The sequence below is a fragment of the Streptosporangium sp. DT93 genome, from assembly GCF_049844535.1.
GTDB lineage: Bacteria > Actinomycetota > Actinomycetes > Streptosporangiales > Streptosporangiaceae > Streptosporangium.
This window is the reverse complement of sequence record NZ_JBNCLF010000016.1, coordinates 68620-87095: the sequence shown is the minus strand read 5'-3', so window position 1 is coordinate 87095 and position 18476 is coordinate 68620. Positions and strand designations below refer to the sequence as shown.

Below are 18476 nucleotides of genomic sequence, written 5' to 3'. Positions count from 1 at the left end.
CGGGCGGGGCGAGGAATGGTCCCGATGGGCCATGGGCACCGATGACCGCCCGCCGTAACCTCGAAGTGGGTGTGGGCTGCGGAAGGAAGGACGACGCGGTGGGGCACGACGACCTGGACTCCAGAGTCCACGACCGTGTCGCGTTGGACGAGATCGCGCTCTACGCCGAGGTGCTGTCCGCCGTCGCGATCAGCGAACGGCCCCTCACCTTGGTTGAGCTCGACAACGCGCTCGGGTTGAGCGCCTCGGCTGTCTGCTGAGGCCACGGCAGGAACGATTTCCGAGACCTGGTCCCGGACCCTTCGACGGGGTCCGGGACGCGGTCGAAAAAGATAGTCATGTGACTAGTCACGAGCGGACGAGCCGGGCGATCGCGGCCGAGGCCTCCTTGACCTTCTCCTCCGCCTCCGGGCCGCCCGCCGCGATGGCGTCGGTGACACAGTGCCCGATGTGGTCCTCCAGGAGACCGAGCGCCACCGCCTGGAGCGCCCGGGTGGCGGCCGAGACCTGGGTGAGCACGTCGATGCAGTAGGCGTCCTCCTCGACCATCCGCTGAAGGCCTCTGATCTGCCCCTCGATACGCCGCAGGCGGGTCAGGTACGCCTGCTTGTCACCGCTGTACCCATGCATGTCCCAACGGTACCCGGGTCCGGCGGGACGTGGCCGCCACCGGTTTCTCCCCCACCCCGGCCATCCCGGTCACGCCGGGCGGGACGTCGCCGCGATCGGTCTCCCCCTCATGCCGGGCGGGACGTGGACGCGATCAGTTTCTCCCACAGCTCCGCCACCGCGGGCGCCCCGTACGCCGTCGCGGCCTCCAGCGCGCCCGCCGAGAGCGTCCTGCGCCGCCGCTCGTCGTCGATGAGCGTGAGCAGCGCCGAGGCGTACGCCTCGATCTCCTCCCGCCCCTCGGCGACCAGGACGCCGCTGCGCCCGTCGGTCACGAACTCCCCCGGCCCGCGCGGGCTGTCGAACGCGATCACCGGCACCCCGCTGGACATCGCCTCGATCACGGTCATGCCGAGCTCCTCGGTCCTGGAGGTCGTCGCCACGATCGAGGCCTTGGCGAACTCGCCGGTCAGGTCGGAGGTCGTGCCCATGAAGTAGACGTGGTTGTGCAGGTCGAGGTCGCCGACCAGGGCGCGCAGCCGCTTCTCCTCGGGGCCGCCGCCGTACAGGCGCAGCCGCCAGTCGGGTCGCTTGCCCGCGACGACGGCGAACGCCCGGATCAGCCGTTCGTGGGCCTTGACCGGCACCAGGCGCCCGCCCGCGGCGACGATGCGGTTGTCCATCCGCGAGCGCGGCCACGGCCCGGCGGGCAGCGCGTCCGGGATCACGCCGACCGGGACGCTCCCGCACAGCAGCCCGTCCCACTCCTGCCGGGCCGTCTCCGTGGCGGTCACCACGGCGTCCAGGCGCGGGTAGAACCTCTTGATCGGTCCCGGCACCGGCGGGCGGCCCCACTCACGGGCGATGCGGATCGGGCCGCGGGGCACGTGCCGGGCGACCTGGACGCTCAGCCCCGGCCGGGTGCTGATGACCACATCGGCCCTCAGGCCCCGCAGCCGCCGCCACAGGGCGACCTCGGCGCGCATCCGGCCGCCGGGAAGCAGGTGCCTCACCCCGGGCCTGCCGTCGACCACCCAGGACAGCTCCACGCCGGAGGCCACCGGGAAGAACGGCCTCTCCCGGTGGCGGCGGACGCTGACGATCTCCACGTCGTGACGTTCTGCCAGCTCCCCCGCGAGGTTGACGATCGAGCGGATGTCACCGCGCATGCCGTACACGGAGGGGACGAGCAGGCAGATCCTCACCCACCGACCTCGATCCGCAGCTCGTCGTCCGCGGTGTAGCACGGGCGGATCGGCACCCCGTCGATCTGCGCCGCCGGGTAGTGCAGCCGCCGGCGTTTGCCGTCGACGTCGTCCAGCCGGGAGCCCAGCCGCAGCGGGGTGGAGACTCCGCGTACCTGCAGCGAGGGCTCCCAGGTACCGGTCTGGCCGGGGGCGGCCTCGATGACGTCGCAGAGCGAGAGCGCGGCGTGGAAACGGACCCCCTGGACCGTCGCGGCCGAGGAGAGCTCGGCGTCGGGCCGGTTGCGGTTCAGGGTGAGGCGGGCCTCGTGCCGCGCCTCGTCGTCCTCCAGGCCGGTGAAGGCCAGCAGCCCGGTCACCTCGAAGCGGCCCTCCCGGAACCAGACGGACCTGACCTCCGCCGCCGGCCGGGCGTCGTCGATCTTCAACGCCAGGAAACCGTTCCGGGTCCGGTACGCGCGGTAGGCCAGCGTGCGCCGGCTCAGCGCGTACGCCTCGAGGTGGTCGAGGGAGAAACCGGGGTCGACGCTGCGCAGCCGGGTGCGCGACGTGCCCTGCTGCAGGTACGTGTCCCAGCGGCCCGGTCCGAGCTCCAGCGGGGCGAGCGAGACCGCGAGCGCGGCGTCGCGCACCTCCGCCCCCGGTCTGCCGAGCGGCACCCGGCTCTCGGCCGAGGTGGCCCGGTTGCGAAGGACCAGCTCGGCGCCGTCGGCCAGCGGTTCGTCGACGGCCAGCCGAAGTGAGAGAACGTCTGCCAGGGTGACCTCGGCATCGCTGACGACGACAGGCATCGTCGAGCCCCCTCCCCGTTGAATGAGCTACGCGACGTTGAGGTTACCGTGATTTTCCCGTTATGTGGAGAATGGTTTTTGACCTTTCACCCTTTTCACGAACACTTGACCAAATGTCAGATACGAGCCGTTGAAATAGCTCGTATCTGACATCAGAGGAGGGTCAGGAAGCCTCGACGGGCTGGCCCTTGATCGATTTGATCAGCAGCTGGGAGACGTCGACCACTTCCAGCGTCTCCTTGGCCTCGCCCGCGTTCTTCTTCTCGTTGATCGAGTCACCGAGCATCACCAGGCAGAACGGGCACGCCGTGGAGATCGTGTCGGGTTCGGTGGTCAGCGCCTCGTCCACCCGCTCGGTGTTGATGCGCTTGCCCAGCCGCTCCTCCATCCACATCCGCGCGCCGCCGGCGCCGCAGCAGAAACCGCGGTCCTTGTGGCGGTGCATCTCCTGGGTCTTCACCCCGGGCACCTTGGCCATGATGTCGCGCGGCTGGGAGTAGACCTTGTTGTGGCGGCCCAGGAAGCACGGGTCGTGGTAGGTGATCTTCTCCTCGATCGGCGTGACCGGCACCAGCCTGCCCTCGTCCACCAGCTTGGCCAGCAGCTGGGTGTGGTGCACCACCTCGTAGGTGCCGCCGAGCTGCGGGTACTCGTTGGCCAGCGTGTTGAAGCAGTGCGGGCAGGTCGCCACGATCTTCTTGGCCCCCACCTCGTTCAGCGTCTCGATGTTCTGCCTGGCCAGCATGTCGAAGAGGTACTCCATGCCCAGGCGCCGGGCCGGGTCCCCGCTGCAGGCCTCCATCGGGCCGAGCACCGCGAACTTCACCCCGGCGACGTGCAGCAGCTCCGCGACCGCCTTGGTGGTCTTCTTGGCCCGGTCCTCCAGGGCACCGGCGCAGCCGACCCAGAACAGGTACTCGACGTCCTCGTCCAGCTTCTCGTCGACGAGCGCGACCTCGATGGGGTCGACCTCGCGGCCGGCCAGCTCCTCGATCCAGTCGGCCCGCTTGGTCTCGGACATCCCCCAGGGGTTGCCCTTGTTCTCCAGGTTCCTGACCATGACGCCGGCCTCGGAGGGGAAGTTCGACTCCACCATCGCCTGGTAGCGGCGCATGTCCAGGATGTGGTCGATGTGCTCGATGTCGACCGGGCACTGCTCGACGCAGGCGCCGCAGTTCGTGCACGACCACAGCACGTCGGGGTGGATGACGCCGTCCTCGCCGACCAGCGGCTTGTTCAGCAGGGCCAGCACGTCCTCGTGCAGGTCGGCGCGCTGCTCCTCGGTGGCCGTCAGGTACGGCGCGACCTGGAAGGCGTGGTCGCGCTGCTGGAGGATGAGCATCTTCGGGGAGAGCGGCTTGTCGGTGTTCCAGGCCGGGCACTGGTCCTGGCAGCGCCCGCACTCGGTGCAGGTGTAGAAGTCGAGGAAGCCCTTCCAGGTGGTGTCCTCGATCTTGCCCCGGCCGAGCCGGTCACCGTCGAGCTCCTCGTCCTCGAAGTCCACGACCTTGCCGTCGATCCGCAGCGGCTGGGCCGGGCCGTTGCCGTTCGGGCGCCGGGAGAAGGCCACGTTCAGCGGTGCGGTGAAGATGTGCAGGTGCTTGGAGTTCACCACGATGACCGAGAAGACCAGCATCACGCCGATGTGCAGCAGCAGGCCGACGTGTTCGAGCGCCTCGTTGGCCGGGGCGCCCAGTGGCCGGAGCAGGGCGGCCGTCGCGTCGGAGGCGAACGCCCCCGAGGCGTAGGGGAGGTTGCCGGTGTTGGCCGCGGCGCCGCGGAAGAGGAACATCGTCCAGATCACGTTGAAGATCATGAAGAGGACGAGCCAGGCGCCGCCGAGGTGCGAGCCGGAGAAGCGCGACCTGCGGCCCAGCTTCTTCGGCGAGTTCTTGATCCTGATGACCGCGAAGGCGATCAGGCCGCACAGGGCCGCGACCGCGATGAAGTCCTGCAGGAAGCCCAGTACCGGCCACGTCCCCACCAGCGGGATGTGGAAGTCGGGGGTGCCGGTGATCGCGCCCTGGATCAGCGCGCCGTAGGCCTCGACGTAGACGGTCACCAGGATGAAGAACGCCCACATCACGAAGAAGTGCGCGGTGCCGGGCGCCGTCCACTTCAGCAGCTTGCGCTGGCCGAAGACCTCGACGAGCTGGGCCTTGATCTCCTCCCCGAGGTGGGTCCTGGCGTACTCGACGCGCTCGGGCGCGGGTGGCCCGACGGTGGCGAGCCGGTACAGGAACAACACGCGGCGCGCGGCAAGCGCGAGCGCGACGGCTGTCATGACCAGCCCGATGATCGCTACCCAGAGCACGGGTCCTCCCACAGACGGCGTTGGCTGCCAGCGTACGACCGCCGGTCACCCATGATGACGACGGGTCCCCACGAAGCCTACTTACGGGTAACTTACCCGCGCGCCGACCCCTGGCCGACCGTGGTCACCCTATGGCCGACCCAGTGCCCAGAACAATGCTCTGTACGCCTCCGGCCAGATACCGAAGTGATCACTGTGGCCGGAGCGGGCCCGGACGGCACCGGACTCACGGGCACGGGGGCCCGGTCATCGATCGCCGGATCGCGGATACGAGGGGGACCTCGGTCCTCACCCGGGGTCGGGCGGGTCCAGGTAGCGCTGGATCGTGGGGGCGAGCAGGTCGACCAGTTCCTCGATGTCGGCCGAGGCCAGCGGTTCCAGCTTGAGGACGTAACGCACCAGGACCACGCCGAAGAGCTGCGCGAAGGCCGCCTCCATCCGGATGGGCGGGATCCCCAGCAGTTCCGCGACCCGGCGCAGCAGCGCCCGCGTCATGAACTCGCGGATCATGACGACCATCTGGTCGTTGGTCATCGCGGTGCGCACCAGCGCCAGCAGCGGCTGGCGGGCCGCGGCGTCCGAGGTGATCGTCAGGATGAACCTGGCCAGCCGCTCGCCGACCTCCTCGCGCGGGCCCGCCAGGATCGCCGTGACGATGTCCTCGGGGTTGATCGGCAGCTCCATCGCCGCGACGAAGATGCCCTCCTTGCCGGCGAAGTAGTGGTGGACCAGGGCCGGGTCCACCCCCGCCTGCCGGGCGATGCCCCGGACGGTCGCCTTGTCGAAGCCCTTCTCCGCGAAGGTCTCGCGCGCCGCCGCGAGGATCTGCCCCCGCGTGTCCGCCGACCCCGGCCTGCGCCCCGGCCGTCTCCTCGCCGCCGGGACGGGGTCGTCCGCGACGGACCCGCTCCCGACGGCCTCGTCCCTGACGGTCTCGTCCCCGACGGTCTCGTCCACGGCGGCCTCGTCCACGGCGGCCTCACTCCCGACGGTGGCCTCACCCACGACGGGATCGCCCGCAGCGGACCCGACCACCACGGGATCGCCCGCAGCGGGATCGCTCACGACGGGCTCTCTCATGCGCTGGCGGAGGCGGACAGGTACAGCCGGGCGAAGGCCAGCGCCTCGGCGAGGTCGTCGATCCGCTCGGTGCGGCTGGCCGCCTTGCGCGTGTTGATCTCCAGCACCACCAGCCCGGAGTACCCGTTGCCCGCCATCCGCTCCAGGATCGGCGCGCACGGCTGGCCACCCCGCCCGGGGACCAGGTGCTCGTCCTTGTTGGGCACTCCCACGCCGTCGGCCAGGTGCAGGTGGGCGAGCCGGTCGCCGAGCTTGGTGAACATCTCCATGGCGTCGGACCCGGACACCGCCGTGTGCGACAGGTCCAGCGTGACCTGGGGGAAGTCGTAGTCGACCGGATTCCAGTCGGGAGAGTAGGGGACGACCTCGTTGCCCCTGGCCTTGAGGGGGAACATGTTCTCCACCGCGAACACCACGTCGGTCTCGTCGCGCATCCTGGCCAGGCCGATCTCGAAGTCGCGGGCGTAGTCGCGCTGCCAGCGGAACGGCGGGTGCACCACGACCGTGCGGGCACCGACCCGCTCGGCCGCACGCTGGGCGCGCTGCAGCTTGGCCCAGGGGTCCTTGCCCCAGACCCGCTGCGTCACCAGCAGGCACGGCGCGTGGATGGCCAGGATCGGCATCTGGTAGTGGTCCGACAGCCGCTCCAGGACGTCGACGTCCTGGCTCACGGGGTCGGCGCCCACCATGATCTCCACGCCGTCGTACCCCAGGCGTGCGGCCAGTTCGAAGGCGTCGGGAGTACGCTCGGGATACACCGACGCGGTGGACAGCGCGATCTTCGCACTGGATGTACGGACGCTCATACCGCTTCCTCGTCTCCGGCTCGGAGCACACGCTCGCGAACACCGCCGGGCCGACCGGTCCGCTCGCTCATGTCGCTCACCTCTGCCAGCCTAAGCGGGTCCGGAGAGCGGTGCTGTACGCCGGAGCCCGACGCGTCCGAGATCACACCGTTACGGTGAGGGCATGCCGAGGTACGCCAAGGGCGCCATCCCCAGCCCCAACATCTGGAACACGCCCAGGACCTACGAGCTGGAGAACCGGGCGGTGGACCCCGAGGGACGCGCCGAGGCCGCCATGGCCGCCATCCGGCCCTGGCGGGGGGCGACGGTCCTGGACGTCGGCTGCGGCACCGGCTACCACCTGCCGTCCCTGGCCGCCACCGCCGCCCGGGTCGTCGGCGTCGAACCGCACGAGGACCTGGTGAACCTGGCCCGGCGCCGGTGCCGCGAGCTGCCGAACGTCGAGGTCCACACGGGCACCGCCCAGGCGCTCCCGCTGCCCGACGCGAGCGTGGACGTGGCCGTCGCCCGCTGGGCCTACTTCTTCGGACCCGGGTGCGAGCCCGGCCTGGCCGAGCTCTCCCGGGTGCTGCGGCGCGGCGGCGCGGCCTTCGTGATCGACGTCGACGCGGGCCGCGGCGCCTTCGGCCGCTGGTTCTCCCGGTCGATCCCCACCTACTCGGCCCGATCCGTCGAGGAGTTCTGGAGCCGCCAGGGCTGGCAGGCCGCCGAGCTCGACCTGCGCATGCGCTTCGAGCGCCGCGCCGACCTGGAGGCGGTGCTCCGCATCGAGTTCACCCCCGAGGTCGCCGGGCGGGCCATCGCCGAGACCGCCGGACTGGAGATCGACTACCCCAACCTGCTCCGCTGGAAGCTCTACTGACCCCACCCACGCGCCTGCCCTCCCACCCGGCCGAACCGGAGCGTCCGGCCGCCCCGTCCGGCGGAGTCCGACCGAGCCGGGCCTTCGGGCCCGGCCGCGAGAATCCCCCCGCCGCCGGATCCGGGAACAACGGGCGGCGGCTTGACCTTGACGTTGGTGTCAAGGTCTATCGTCGTCCCATCGGGGAGGATTGATGCGGATCGGTGAGCTGGCACGGCGCGCGGGGGTCAGCCCCCGGGCGCTGCGCTACTACGAGCAGCAGGGCCTGATCTCGGCACGGCGCTCGGCCAACGGCTACCGGGAGTACGGGGAGGCGGACCTGCGCCTCGTCTCCGAGATCCGGTCGCTGCTCGCCGTCGGCTTCACCCTGGACGACGCCCGCCCGTTCGTGGCCTGCCTGCGGGCCGGGCACGACTCCGGGGGGTCGTGCCCGGACTCGGTGGCCGTCTACCGGCGCAAGCTCTCCGAGATCGACGACGAGATCCGCACACTGCTGATCCGCAGGGCCGAGGTGGCGGCGCAGTTCACCACGGCCTGCCCGGGATGCGTACTGAGGAAAGCAGGAGAATCATGATCACATTGACCGCCGAGAACTTCGACGAGCAGGTGCTGAAGAGCGACAAGCCCGTCCTGGTCGACTTCTGGGCCGAGTGGTGCGGGCCGTGCAAGATGATCGCGCCCGTCCTGGCCGAGATCGAGGCCGAGTACGGCGACCGCGTCACGATCGCCAAGCTCAACGCCGACGACTACCCCGAGATCACCGCCAGGTACGGCGTCATGGGGCTGCCCACGCTCAACCTCTACAAGAACGGCGAGGTCGTGCAGCAGATCAAGGGCGCCAAGCCCAAGCGCCTGCTCCTGGCCGACCTGGAGGGGCACATCTGAGGCCCGGCACACGATCCCTCTCACCCGGTACGGCGTGCCCGTACCGGGTGAAAGTTGTCGGTGCGGGCCGGTAACGTGCGGCCATGGTGAAGAAGGCTGGTGGCTACCGCTGCGCCGAGTGCGGGTGGCAGACGGCCAAGTGGGTGGGGCGCTGCGGCGAGTGCCAGACCTGGGGCACGGTCGAGGAGGAGACGGCCCGCGCGGGCGTGCGGGTGGCCTCCGCCGGGGCGGTGTCGGCCCCGGCCGTGCCGATCGGCCAGGTCAAGGCCGAGATGGCGCACGCGCGTCCCACCGGGGTGGCCGAGCTCGACCGGGTCCTGGGCGGTGGCCTGGTGCCCGGCGCGGTGGTGCTGCTGGCCGGGGAGCCCGGCATCGGCAAGTCCACCCTGCTGCTGGAGGCGGCGGCCAAGATCGCCCGCCAGCAGACCGTCCTCTACATCACCGGCGAGGAGTCGGCCGCCCAGGTGCGGATCAGGGCCGACCGGATCGGCGCGATCCAGGACCGCCTCTACCTCGCCGCCGAGACCGACCTGAGCGCGCTGGTCTCACACGTCGAGAAGGTCCAGCCCGACCTGCTCATCGTCGACTCGGTGCAGACGATCGGCTCGGTCCAGGCGACCGGCGTGCCCGGCGGGGTGACCCAGGTCAGGGAGGTCGCCGGAAACCTCGTGCGGCTGGCCAAGGAACGCGGCATGTCCACCGTGCTGGTCGGCCACGTCACCAAGGAGGGCTCGATCGCCGGGCCCCGCACCCTGGAGCACCTGGTCGACGTCGTGCTCCACTTCGAGGGCGACCGGCACTCCCGCCTCCGCCTCGTCCGCGCGATCAAGAACCGGTACGGCCCGGTCGACGAGGTCGGCTGCTTCGACCTGCACGAGAGCGGCATCGAGGGCATCGCCGACGCCAGCGGCCTGTTCGTCTCCCACCGCACCGACCCGGTGCCCGGCACCTGCGTCACCGTCACCCTGGAGGGCACCCGGCCGCTGCCCGCCGAGGTCCAGGCGCTGGTCGCCAGGACCGAGGCCCAGCAGCCCCGGCGCTCCTCCTCCGGGCTCGACACCTACCGGGTGACGATGGTGCTGGCCGTGCTGGAGCGGCGGCTCAACGCCAAACTGGGCGGGTGCGACGTCTTCACCGCGACCGTCGGGGGGATCAAGCTCAGCGACCCCGCGGTCGACCTGTCGGTGATGCTCGCGGTGGCCAGCGCGGCCGGTGACAAGGCGCTGCCCTCGGGCCTGGTGGTGCTCGGCGAGGTGGGCCTGGCCGGGGAGCTGCGCCCGGTGCGCGACGTGCGGCGCCGCCTGTCGGAGGCCGCCCGGCTGGGCTTCACCCGGGCCCTGGTCCCGGCCGGCTCGCTGGAGGGCGGCAAGCGGCGCGGCGGTGACAACTCGCTGGTCCCGGTGGGCGGGCGCGGCGCGGCCTTCGCCCCGGGCTTCGACGTCGTCGAGGCGGAGAACGTCTGGGACGCCCTCACCCACGTCACCTGATCCCCGAGGCGGAGGCCCCGAAGGCCCCGAAGGCCCCGTGGTTCACGGGCATCCGGCGATTCCGGGCCCGGCGCGGCCTTCGCCGGTAAGCTGGGTGCCATAGGCAGACCACGGGGGTCAGGTGGCAGCAACCTACAAAGGGCTCGACGAGCGCCGCAGGAGCATCCTGGCCGCGGTCGCCCCGGGCACCGCTCTGCGCGACGGCCTGGAGCGCATTCTCCGCGGGCACACCGGCGGCCTGATCGTCCTGGGCTACAACCGCACGGTCGAGGAGATCTGCAGCGGCGGGTTCGAGCTGGACGTCGAGTTCTCCGCCACGCGGCTGCGCGAGCTGGCCAAGATGGACGGCGCCATCGTCCTCAACGCCGGTGACCTGCGGATCGTCCGCGCGGCCGTGCACCTGATGCCCGATCCCTCCATCCCCACCGACGAGTCCGGGACCCGCCACCGCACCGCCCAGCGGGTGGCCCTGCAGACCTCCCTGCCGGTCATCTCCCTCAGCAAGTCCATGCGGATCATCGCCCTCTACCTGGAGGGCATCCGCTACGTGGTGGAGGAGTCGGCGGTCATCCTGTCCAAGTCCAACCAGGCCCTGGCCACCCTGGAGCGCTACAAGCTCCGCCTGGACGAGGTCTCCGGCACGCTGTCGGCGCTGGAGATCGAGGATCTCGTCACGGTGCGTGACATCGCGGTGGTCGCCCAGCGGCTGGAGATGGTCCGGCGCATCTCCGAGGAGATCGCCGGCTACGTGGTCGAGCTCGGCACCGACGGCCGGCTGCTCTCCCTGCAGCTGGACGAGCTCGTGGCCGGCACGGAGAGCGACCGCGAGCTGATCGTCCGCGACTACCTGCCCGCGGCGGGACGCCGGCCGCGCAAGTTCGCCGACGCCCTGCACGAGCTCGACCGGCTCTCCTCCACCGACCTGCTCGACCTCTCGATCGTCGCCCAGGTCCTCGGCCACGCCGGCAGCGACGCGCTGGAGACGCCGGTGAGCCCCCGGGGGTACCGGCTGCTGGCCAAGGTCCCGCGGCTGCCGAGCACCGTGGTCGACCGGCTCGTCGACCAGTTCGCCGGCCTGCAGAAGCTGCTGGCCGCCAGCGTCGGCGAGCTCCAGGAGGTCGGCGGGGTGGGCGAGGCCAGGGCCCGCCACATCCGCGAGGGCCTGTCCCGGCTGGCCGAGTCGTCCATCCTGGAACGCTACGTCTGAGGTCCGTGCGGGGTCCGTGCGGGCGTTCGCCGTCACGGACCCGATCGCCGGCACACCTCGCCCGGCCCGGCATGCCCCCGGCCGTGCCGGGCCGCCAGGCGGGTGATCTCCGTGTCGTACGGGAACGCCACGGCCGGCCCGCTCACGCCCCGGCCGGGGCCCTAAGCGTGCGAGGCCGCGACGGCGACGGCGGCGGGATCCCACCGGTAGCTCCCTCTGTCACCGGCATGTGGACCATCCACCACCTGCCTCCTGGCCCAGCCCGGCCCGGCCCGGCGCGGCGTGGAGTCGGCGGCCCGGCGCGGCGTGGAGTCGGCGGCCCGGCGCGGCGTGGAGTCGGCGGCCCGGCGCGGCGTGGAGTTCGCGGCCCGGCGCGGCGTGGAGTCGGCGGCCCGGCGCGGCGTGGAGTTCGCGGCCGGGCACGGCTCGGGGGCCGCCCGAACGGGTTCGGCCCGCTCTCCTAGCGCAGGTGGAAGACGGCCTTGCGGCTTCTCAGGCCGGGGGCGTGGGCCACCGCGACGTAGGTGCCGGGGCGGGCCGCGACCCGGTCGGCGGCGCAGTCGTGCCCGGAGCGGCGGCGGTCCCACACCAGCTCCCGGACGTAGGGGACGCCGCGTTCCAGCCGGTCGACGCGGTCGGTCTCGCCGCTGATGCAGTCGGAGGAGGACCACACCCGGTCGGGGCCGGAGGTGATGCGGACCTCCAGGGAGCGCGGCCCGACCTCGGTGGTGCACATCACCTTGCCGACGTTGACCAGGGTCAGGATGAACCGGGGCCTGATGCCCGGCGGGTAGACCGTCCCCTGGCCCTCCATGCTCAGCACGAGCTGCCGGCCGGCGCAGGCCTGCCCCGGCCGCCTGTGCCGGACCGCCGTCCCGGTCGTGCCGGGTGTCCCGGTCACACCCGGTGTCCCGGTCGCGCCGGGCGTCCCGGTCGCGCCGGGCGTCTCCGGTGCTCCGGGGGACGGTGTGCGGCTCCCGGTCGCCGGGGAGGTGGTCTCGAGGGGCGGCAGGACTCCCGGCATCGGCTCCTGCGCGTGTCCCGCGGTGCCGCTCCGCTCGCGGACGTCGTCCGGGCCTCCCGTCGCCGAGCAGGCCCACGCCACCACGGCGACCACCAGCAGCACACCGATCAGCGCGGTCATCCGGCGCCGCCAGTAGATGTCGGCTCCGATGTCGTCACGGAACGTGTCGGGGTCCATGCTCACAGTATGGGCAGCTCGCACGGGCCCGGGGAGCCGACCCGCCGCTCCCGCCCCGTTTCGGCCTGCGGCCCGGCCCGCGAACCGGCCCGGCCGCCCGGCGAAAGCGGACGAAGGACAGAAAGGCGGGTCGGGGACTCCGGAGGCGGCACTATCGTCGGAACGTGCCCGAGTCGAACCGCCTGCTCGAACCCGTCCTCGACTGGTACGCCGGCAACGCCCGCGACCTTCCCTGGCGGACGCCCGGCGCCTCACCGTGGTCGATCCTGGTCAGCGAGATCATGCTTCAGCAGACCCCGGTCGTGCGGGTGCTGCCCGTGTGGAAGGAGTGGACGGAGCGCTGGCCCACCCCTGCCGACCTGGCCCGCGAGGCGCCCGGCGAGGCCGTACGCCACTGGGGGCGGCTCGGGTACCCGCGCCGCGCGCTGAACCTGCACGCGTGCGCCCGCGCGATCGTCGACCGGCACGGCGGCGAGGTCCCCCGTGACCACGACACCCTGCTGACGCTGCCCGGCGTCGGCGAGTACACCGCCGCCGCGGTCGCCAGCTTCGCCTTCCTGGGCCGGCACCCGGTTCTCGACACCAACGTCCGGCGGGTCCTGGCGCGGGCCGTCGGCGGCGAGGAGTACCCGCCGAAGGCCACCACGCCGGCCGAGCGCAGGCTCGCCGCATCGTTGCTCCCCGACGCCGGCCGCGCCCCCGTGTGGGCGGTCGCCGTGATGGAGCTGGGCGCCCTGGTCTGCACCGCCCGCGCGCCCCGCTGCGCCGACTGCCCGGTCGGCGACCTGTGCGCGTGGCGGCTGGCGGGCAAGCCCGCCTACGACGGCCCGGCACGCAAGGGACAGACGTACGCGGGCACGGACCGCCAGTGCCGCGGTCGCCTCCTGGCGGTGCTGCGCCAATCCCACGGCGCCGTTCCCAAGGACGCCCTCGACGTCGTCTGGCAGGACGCGCCGCAGCGCGAGCGAGCCCTGGACGGCCTGATCGCGGACGGGCTGGCCGAGGTCCTCGACGACGGCACCTACCGCCTCCCCGCCTGAGAACCGGCACCGCGGAGCCGCGACGACCCCGGACGACCCGAGCGGCCCTCGACGAGTCCGCGACCACCCGCGACGGCGGCCCGTGACCGCGCATCACACGCCGCGCACGCTCCGGCCGGGGCGTGTCCTCTCAGGCGGCCAGGCGCAGGCCCAGGGCCGTGAGGTTGCTCCTGGCCCAGTCGAGCTCCTCGGCGATCATGTTGACCAGCGCGCCCGGCCCCCTGGCCCGCAGCGGCACGGCCAGGTCGTGGGTCTCCACCTCGATGTGGGCGGTGCCGTTCACCGCGCCGGAGAGCATCGCGGTGAGGGTGTCCTCCAGGATCGGGCGGGTGCTGGGCAGCTCCTGGCAGGCGGCGGTCATGTGGTTGTGCACGTGCCCGAGCTTGACCACGGGGGCCCCGGCGGCGGCCAGGCCGCGCAGGGCGGCTCCGGGCTCCTCGGCGCCTCCTGAGAGGTGACAGGCGTCCAGGCAGACGCCCAGGTGCTCGGAGTCGATGCCGCCGACCCGCTCCAGGGCCTGCTCGGTGGTCTCCAGCACGCAGCCGGGCCACGGCTCGAAACCCACCCTGACCGTCTTGCCGGTGACGCTGTAGAGGCCGCGCAGCTCCCGGGCCAGCCGCTCCAGGCGGCGCGAGGCGATGGCGTTCAGGTCGGCCGGCCAGTCACGGCGCCAGCCGATGGGGATGGTGGAGATGCTCCCGAAGCGGACGTCGTCCGGGAGCAGGAAGGCCAGGATCCTGGCCAGCGCCATCGTGTAGCGGTACCGCTCGGGCTTGGCCCAGTCGGGGCCCGGCGACTCCTGGTTCCTGCCGCCGGTCCCGTTGAGGCTGACGACCTCCAGGCCGCGCTCCTCCAGGGAGCGGCGCAGGCGCACCAGCTCGATCCTGTCGGCGCTGAGGTGGTCGGCGACGCTCGGGGAGAGCCAGAGGCCGACGCCCATGCGCTCCACGCCCAGGCGCTTGCGCACCGGCACCGCGTACCTGGTCAGGTGCGCGATCAGGTTCTCCAGGTCCTCGGCGGGGTGCACACCCGCGTTGTAGGCCAGGTGAACGAGTGTTCCGTCCTCGTGCCGTAAACGCATGTGGTGCCTCCAAGGCGTGCTTCTCGTAAGGTCCCCGATCGCCCCACGCCGGCCGTTCGCGGCGCTGTGAGCCGGAGGCTCTCTCCCAGCCGGGAGCCCGGCCCGGCTTCATGCAGCATCCCGCGCGGCCTGCGACCTCCGCGTCAATCCCGGAGCTGATATGTCGCTACCCCACGAGGCTGACCTCGCCGGTGGTCCACGGGGCCGGCGTGGTCCGAGGATCACGCGGTGAGACCCCGCCGAGCTCACTCTACAGAGTGTAGTACTACCCGTCGTGGCGGACACACCTTCTTTGGTAACAAATAGACAGGCCCCGTCGTGAGTCTCCTCACGGCGGGGCCTGCCGGTGGCCCCTGGGGGCCGTCGTGCCTAGTTCTGGATGGGCTCCGCGATCTCGGCGGCCGAGTCGGGGACCCGGTCGACCGGCGCGTTCTCACCGACGAAGGTGAACTTCGCGTTCTCGCCCTCGCCCTCGATCGCGATCTTCACGATCTGGCCGGGACGGAGCTCGCCGTACAGAATCTTCTCGGACAGCGTGTCCTCCAGCTCGCGCTGGATCGTGCGCCGGAGTGGGCGGGCGCCCATCACCGGGTCGTAGCCACGGTCGGCCAGGAGCTGCTTGGCCTCCTGGGTGAGCTCCATCCCCATGTCGCGGTCCTTCAGACGCAGGCCCACCTGGGCCAGCATCAGGTCCACGATGCGGATGATCTCCTTCGGCGTGAGCTGGTGGAAGACCACGATGTCGTCGACACGGTTGAGGAACTCGGGCCGGAAGTGCTGCTTGAGCTCCTCCTGGACCTTGGACTTCATCCGGTCGTAGTTGGACTCGGCGTCGTTGTTCTTGGCGAAGCCGACCCCCTGCCCCTTGGAGATGTCCCGGGTGCCGAGGTTCGTGGTCATGATGATGACGGTGTTCTTGAAGTCGACCACCCGGCCCTGGGCGTCGGTCAGGCGACCGTCCTCCAGGATCTGCAGCAGCGAGTTGAAGATGTCGGGGTGGGCCTTCTCGATCTCGTCGAACAGGACGACCGAGAACGGCTTGCGCCGCACCTTCTCCGTGAGCTGACCGCCCTCCTCGTATCCGACGTAGCCCGGAGGCGAGCCGAACAGGCGGGAGACGGTGTGCTTCTCCATGAACTCCGACATGTCCAGCATGATCAGCGCGTCCTCGTCCCCGAACAGGAACTCGGCCAGCGCCTTGGACAGCTCGGTCTTACCGACACCGGACGGGCCGGCGAAGATGAACGAGCCACCCGGGCGGCGCGGGTCCTTCAGGCCGGCGCGGGTCCGGCGGATCGAGCGGGACAGACCCTTGATGGCGTCGTCCTGGCCGATGATCCGCTTGTGCAGCTCGTCCTCCATGCGGAGCAGTCGCTGGGACTCCTCCTCGGTGAGCTTGAAGACCGGGATGCCGGTGGCGGTGGCGAGGACCTCGGCGATGAGCTCCTCGGTGACCTCGGCCACGACGTCCATGTCGCCGGCCTTCCACTCCTTCTCGCGGCGCTCGCGCTTGAGCTGGAGCTGCTTCTCCTGGTCACGCAGGGCCGCGGCCTTCTCGAAGTCCTGCGCGTCGATCGCGGACTCCTTGTCGCGCCGCACGCCCGCGATCTTCTCGTCGTACTCCCGCAGGTCCGGCGGCGCGGTCATGCGGCGGATGCGCATGCGCGAACCGGCCTCGTCGATGAGGTCGATCGCCTTGTCCGGCAGGAACCGGTCGCTGATGTAGCGGTCGGCGAGCTGCGCGGCGGCCACCAGGGCACCGTCGGTGATGGAGACGCGGTGGTGGGCCTCGTAGCGGTCCCGCAGGCCCTTGAGGATCTCGATCGTGTGGCTGAGGCTGGGCTCGGCCACCTGGATCGGCTGGAAACGACGCTCCAGCGCCGCGTCCTTCTCCAGGTGCTTGCGGTACTCGTCGAGCGTGGTGGCGCCGATGGTCTGCAGCTCACCACGGGCCAGCATCGGCTTCAGGATGCTGGCGGCGTCGATCGCGCCCTCGGCGGCGCCCGCTCCGACGAGCGTGTGGAGCTCGTCGATGAACAGGATGATGTCGCCTCGGGTGCGGATCTCCTTGAGGACCTTCTTCAGCCGCTCCTCGAAGTCACCGCGGTAGCGCGAACCCGCCACCAGGGCGCCCAGGTCGAGGGTGTAGAGCTGCTTGTCCTTGAGCGTCTCGGGCACCTCGCCCTTGACGATCTTCTGGGACAGGCCCTCCACGACGGCGGTCTTGCCGACGCCGGGCTCGCCCACCAGGACCGGGTTGTTCTTGGTCCTGCGGGACAGGACCTGCATGACCCGCTCGATCTCCTTCTCCCGGCCGATGACCGGGTCGAGCTTGCCCTCCCTGGCGGCCTGGGTCAGGTTGCGGCCGAACTGGTCCAGCACGAGGGAGGTCGACGGGGCGGCCTCGGTCGGGCCTCCCGCGGCGGCCGGTTCCTTGCCCTGGTAGCCGTGGAGCAACTGGATGACCTGCTGCCGGACCCGGTTGAGGTCGGCCCCCAGCTTCACCAGCACCTGGGCGGCGACGCCCTCGCCCTCACGGATGAGGCCGAGCAGGATGTGCTCGGTGCCGATGTAGTTGTGTCCCAGTTGCAGGGCCTCGCGGAGCGACAGCTCAAGGACCTTCTTGGCACGCGGGGTGAACGGAATGTGCCCCGACGGCGCAGACTGACCCTGGCCGATGATCTCCTCGACCTGCTGACGCACACCCTCAAGACTGATGCCGAGGCTCTCCAGAGCCTTGGCGGCAACGCCTTCACCTTCATGGATCAAGCCAAGAAGAATGTGCTCCGTACCGATGTAGTTGTGGTTGAGCATCCGGGCCTCTTCTTGGGCCAGGACGACAACCCGCCGTGCGCGGTCGGTGAACCTCTCGAACATCTCGTCGCTCCTCACAGAGCGGTCAGGCAGGTCCGGGATATCCGGGCCCTGTCATCCCGCATGGTAGCCCCGACCCGGCGACCGCTCTATGCAGAAGACGTTCCCCGAGAGCAGGGCGTTCACCCTCCATCCAACTACTTACGGGGGGTGGGATGTTCCCGCTACGCCGCAAGCGAACGACGTTTCTCAACCCGTGAAACAGATCATGCGGTCATGGCCGCCACCGGACCCCACCGTGACCGCCATAACCGCATGATTCACTCGATCGTACGGACCGATCTAGTGAGCCCGCTCGTAGTCCTCGACGATCTTGGACGCGATCCGTCCGCGCTCGCTGACGTTCATCCCGTGGGCCTTCGCCCAAGCGCGGATGTCGGCGCTCTTCTCGCGGGTGAGTGCCCGCGCTCCGCCCGCGCGACGGCGGCGGGTGGCCAGGGCACCGGAACGGCGGGCACTCTGCACGAAAGGCGAGAGGGAGTCACGCAGCTTCTTGGCGTTAACGTCGCTCAGGTCAATCTCGTAGCTGGTGCCGTCAATCGAGAAGGTGACGGTCTCGTCGGCCTCCCCCCCATCGAGGTCGTCGATGAGAATCTCCTGGATCTGCTTGGCCATCTACACAATCCTTTCGCGGAGTATTGTTTCATTCGCAAGCTAAACATATACCCGCGACCGAAGAGCGGCAATTCCAGAAGTTCGGCGATTCTCACAGGGAACCGAGACTCCCCGTCGAGGCCCGCCGTGGATCAGCTCTTCTGCGTGTCGGCGGGATCGGCCTGTTTTGCCGGGCGCCGGCCGGCGGCTTCACTCCGGACCAACTTGACGACTCCGTAGATGAAGGCCCCGCCGACGACCGCCGGGGGTATCAACGCGGACAATACAGCGTACATTCGTCCTCGCTCCGCACCGTGGATGCTTTCTAGGCCGGGGAAATGTGGCGACTCCCGGGCACGGGCGCGTGCCCATCGGCCCGGAACCGCTCAAGGATGACCATAGCGCCACCGACCTGCGGCATGCGTCGCAGGGGCGCCACG

Annotated in this window: 17 protein-coding genes; 7 read left to right on the top strand and 10 right to left on the bottom strand. The window is 70.8% G+C overall.

Annotated elements, in window-relative coordinates; translation table 11 throughout:
• The first annotated feature begins 71 nt into the window (after positions 1-71).
• Complete coding sequence (locus ACLQ2R_RS29225; RefSeq protein WP_362799636.1) at positions 72-260, top strand: hypothetical protein; 189 nt, start codon at positions 72-74, stop codon at positions 258-260.
• Positions 261-348: 88 nt separating this feature from the next.
• On the opposite strand, the gene ACLQ2R_RS29220 is transcribed toward ACLQ2R_RS29225, so the two are convergent.
• From ACLQ2R_RS29220 to ACLQ2R_RS29195, 6 genes are all read right to left on the bottom strand, one after another.
• Positions 349-630: a metal-sensitive transcriptional regulator gene (locus ACLQ2R_RS29220; RefSeq protein ID WP_362799392.1), complete on the bottom strand. Its 282-nt coding sequence runs from the start codon at positions 628-630 to the stop codon at positions 349-351.
• Between the two features lie 107 nt (positions 631-737).
• On the bottom strand, positions 738-1814 hold the full coding sequence (locus ACLQ2R_RS29215) for a glycosyltransferase (protein WP_425964042.1): 1077 nt from the start codon (positions 1812-1814) through the stop codon (positions 738-740).
• Positions 1811-2605: a hypothetical protein gene (locus tag ACLQ2R_RS29210; RefSeq protein ID WP_425964041.1), complete on the bottom strand. Its 795-nt coding sequence runs from the start codon at positions 2603-2605 to the stop codon at positions 1811-1813. Before ACLQ2R_RS29210 ends, ACLQ2R_RS29215 begins: the two co-directional genes overlap by 4 nt.
• Before the next feature lie 163 nt (positions 2606-2768).
• On the bottom strand, positions 2769-4919 hold the full coding sequence (locus ACLQ2R_RS29205) for a (Fe-S)-binding protein (RefSeq protein WP_425964039.1): 2151 nt from the start codon (positions 4917-4919) through the stop codon (positions 2769-2771).
• 288 nt (positions 4920-5207) lie between these two features.
• Positions 5208-5984, bottom strand: coding sequence for a TetR family transcriptional regulator (locus ACLQ2R_RS29200; protein WP_425964038.1), 777 nt, complete (start codon positions 5982-5984; stop codon positions 5208-5210).
• A gap of 11 nt (positions 5985-5995) precedes the next feature.
• Entirely contained in the window at positions 5996-6805 is an 810-nt protein-coding gene (locus ACLQ2R_RS29195; RefSeq protein ID WP_425964037.1) for a sugar phosphate isomerase/epimerase family protein, read from the bottom strand.
• 163 nt (positions 6806-6968) lie between these two features.
• Between ACLQ2R_RS29195 and ACLQ2R_RS29190 the strand changes: the two genes are divergently transcribed.
• From ACLQ2R_RS29190 to disA, 5 genes are all read left to right on the top strand, one after another.
• Positions 6969-7667 carry a class I SAM-dependent methyltransferase gene (locus ACLQ2R_RS29190; RefSeq protein ID WP_425964036.1) on the top strand — a complete coding sequence of 233 codons (699 nt, stop codon included), beginning with the start codon at positions 6969-6971 and terminating at the stop codon, positions 7665-7667.
• Positions 7668-7860: 193 nt separating this feature from the next.
• Positions 7861-8241, top strand: a complete 381-nt coding sequence (locus tag ACLQ2R_RS29185) for a MerR family transcriptional regulator (RefSeq protein WP_386239513.1) — start codon at positions 7861-7863, stop codon at positions 8239-8241.
• Positions 8238-8552 (top strand): thioredoxin, encoded by a 315-nt coding sequence (gene trxA, locus ACLQ2R_RS29180; RefSeq protein ID WP_425964035.1) that lies wholly within the window; start codon positions 8238-8240, stop codon positions 8550-8552. The genes ACLQ2R_RS29185 and trxA overlap by 4 nt, the downstream gene beginning before the upstream one ends.
• An 83-nt stretch (positions 8553-8635) precedes the next feature.
• The gene (gene radA, locus ACLQ2R_RS29175) at positions 8636-10039 is read left to right on the top strand and encodes a DNA repair protein RadA (protein WP_425964033.1); all 1404 of its coding nucleotides are present in this window, start codon (positions 8636-8638) and stop codon (positions 10037-10039) included.
• A 121-nt stretch (positions 10040-10160) separates the two neighbouring features.
• Positions 10161-11246: a DNA integrity scanning diadenylate cyclase DisA gene (gene disA, locus ACLQ2R_RS29170; protein WP_425964031.1), complete on the top strand. Its 1086-nt coding sequence runs from the start codon at positions 10161-10163 to the stop codon at positions 11244-11246.
• 460 nt (positions 11247-11706) lie between these two features.
• Here the strand turns inward: disA and ACLQ2R_RS29165 are convergent, their stop codons facing one another.
• Positions 11707-12447: a hypothetical protein gene (locus ACLQ2R_RS29165; RefSeq protein WP_425964030.1), complete on the bottom strand. Its 741-nt coding sequence runs from the start codon at positions 12445-12447 to the stop codon at positions 11707-11709.
• 164 nt (positions 12448-12611) lie between these two features.
• Here ACLQ2R_RS29165 and ACLQ2R_RS29160 point away from each other — a divergent pair, with 164 nt between their 5' ends.
• The gene (locus tag ACLQ2R_RS29160) at positions 12612-13487 is read left to right on the top strand and encodes an A/G-specific adenine glycosylase (RefSeq protein WP_425964029.1); all 876 of its coding nucleotides are present in this window, start codon (positions 12612-12614) and stop codon (positions 13485-13487) included.
• 130 nt (positions 13488-13617) lie between these two features.
• Here the strand turns inward: ACLQ2R_RS29160 and ACLQ2R_RS29155 are convergent, their stop codons facing one another.
• The 3 genes from ACLQ2R_RS29155 to ACLQ2R_RS29145 form a co-directional block, all read right to left on the bottom strand.
• On the bottom strand, positions 13618-14568 hold the full coding sequence (locus ACLQ2R_RS29155; protein WP_425964028.1) for a TIM barrel protein: 951 nt from the start codon (positions 14566-14568) through the stop codon (positions 13618-13620).
• 369 nt (positions 14569-14937) lie between these two features.
• Complete coding sequence (locus tag ACLQ2R_RS29150; protein WP_425964027.1) at positions 14938-17445, bottom strand: ATP-dependent Clp protease ATP-binding subunit; 2508 nt, start codon at positions 17443-17445, stop codon at positions 14938-14940.
• Positions 17446-17724: 279 nt separating this feature from the next.
• Positions 17725-18057, bottom strand: coding sequence for a histone-like nucleoid-structuring protein Lsr2 (locus ACLQ2R_RS29145; protein WP_362799437.1), 333 nt, complete (start codon positions 18055-18057; stop codon positions 17725-17727).
• Positions 18058-18476 lie beyond the last annotated feature (419 nt).

Excerpts from the sequence above, each read along its gene's own strand:
- ACLQ2R_RS29220 (WP_362799392.1), bottom strand. The coding sequence starts at position 630 with ATGCATGGGTACAGCGGTGACAAGCAGGCGTACCTGACCCGCCTGCGG.
- ACLQ2R_RS29210 (WP_425964041.1), bottom strand. The coding sequence starts at position 2,605 with ATGCCTGTCGTCGTCAGCGATGCCGAGGTCACCCTGGCAGACGTTCTC.
- ACLQ2R_RS29195 (WP_425964037.1), bottom strand. The coding sequence starts at position 6,805 with ATGAGCGTCCGTACATCCAGTGCGAAGATCGCGCTGTCCACCGCGTCG.
- ACLQ2R_RS29190 (WP_425964036.1), top strand. The coding sequence starts at position 6,969 with ATGCCGAGGTACGCCAAGGGCGCCATCCCCAGCCCCAACATCTGGAAC.
- ACLQ2R_RS29185 (WP_386239513.1), top strand. The coding sequence starts at position 7,861 with ATGCGGATCGGTGAGCTGGCACGGCGCGCGGGGGTCAGCCCCCGGGCG.
- trxA (WP_425964035.1), top strand. The coding sequence starts at position 8,238 with ATGATCACATTGACCGCCGAGAACTTCGACGAGCAGGTGCTGAAGAGC.
- radA (WP_425964033.1), top strand. The coding sequence starts at position 8,636 with ATGGTGAAGAAGGCTGGTGGCTACCGCTGCGCCGAGTGCGGGTGGCAG.
- ACLQ2R_RS29165 (WP_425964030.1), bottom strand. The coding sequence starts at position 12,447 with ATGGACCCCGACACGTTCCGTGACGACATCGGAGCCGACATCTACTGG.
- ACLQ2R_RS29155 (WP_425964028.1), bottom strand. The coding sequence starts at position 14,568 with ATGCGTTTACGGCACGAGGACGGAACACTCGTTCACCTGGCCTACAAC.
- ACLQ2R_RS29150 (WP_425964027.1), bottom strand. The coding sequence starts at position 17,445 with ATGTTCGAGAGGTTCACCGACCGCGCACGGCGGGTTGTCGTCCTGGCC.
- ACLQ2R_RS29145 (WP_362799437.1), bottom strand. The coding sequence starts at position 18,057 with ATGGCCAAGCAGATCCAGGAGATTCTCATCGACGACCTCGATGGGGGG.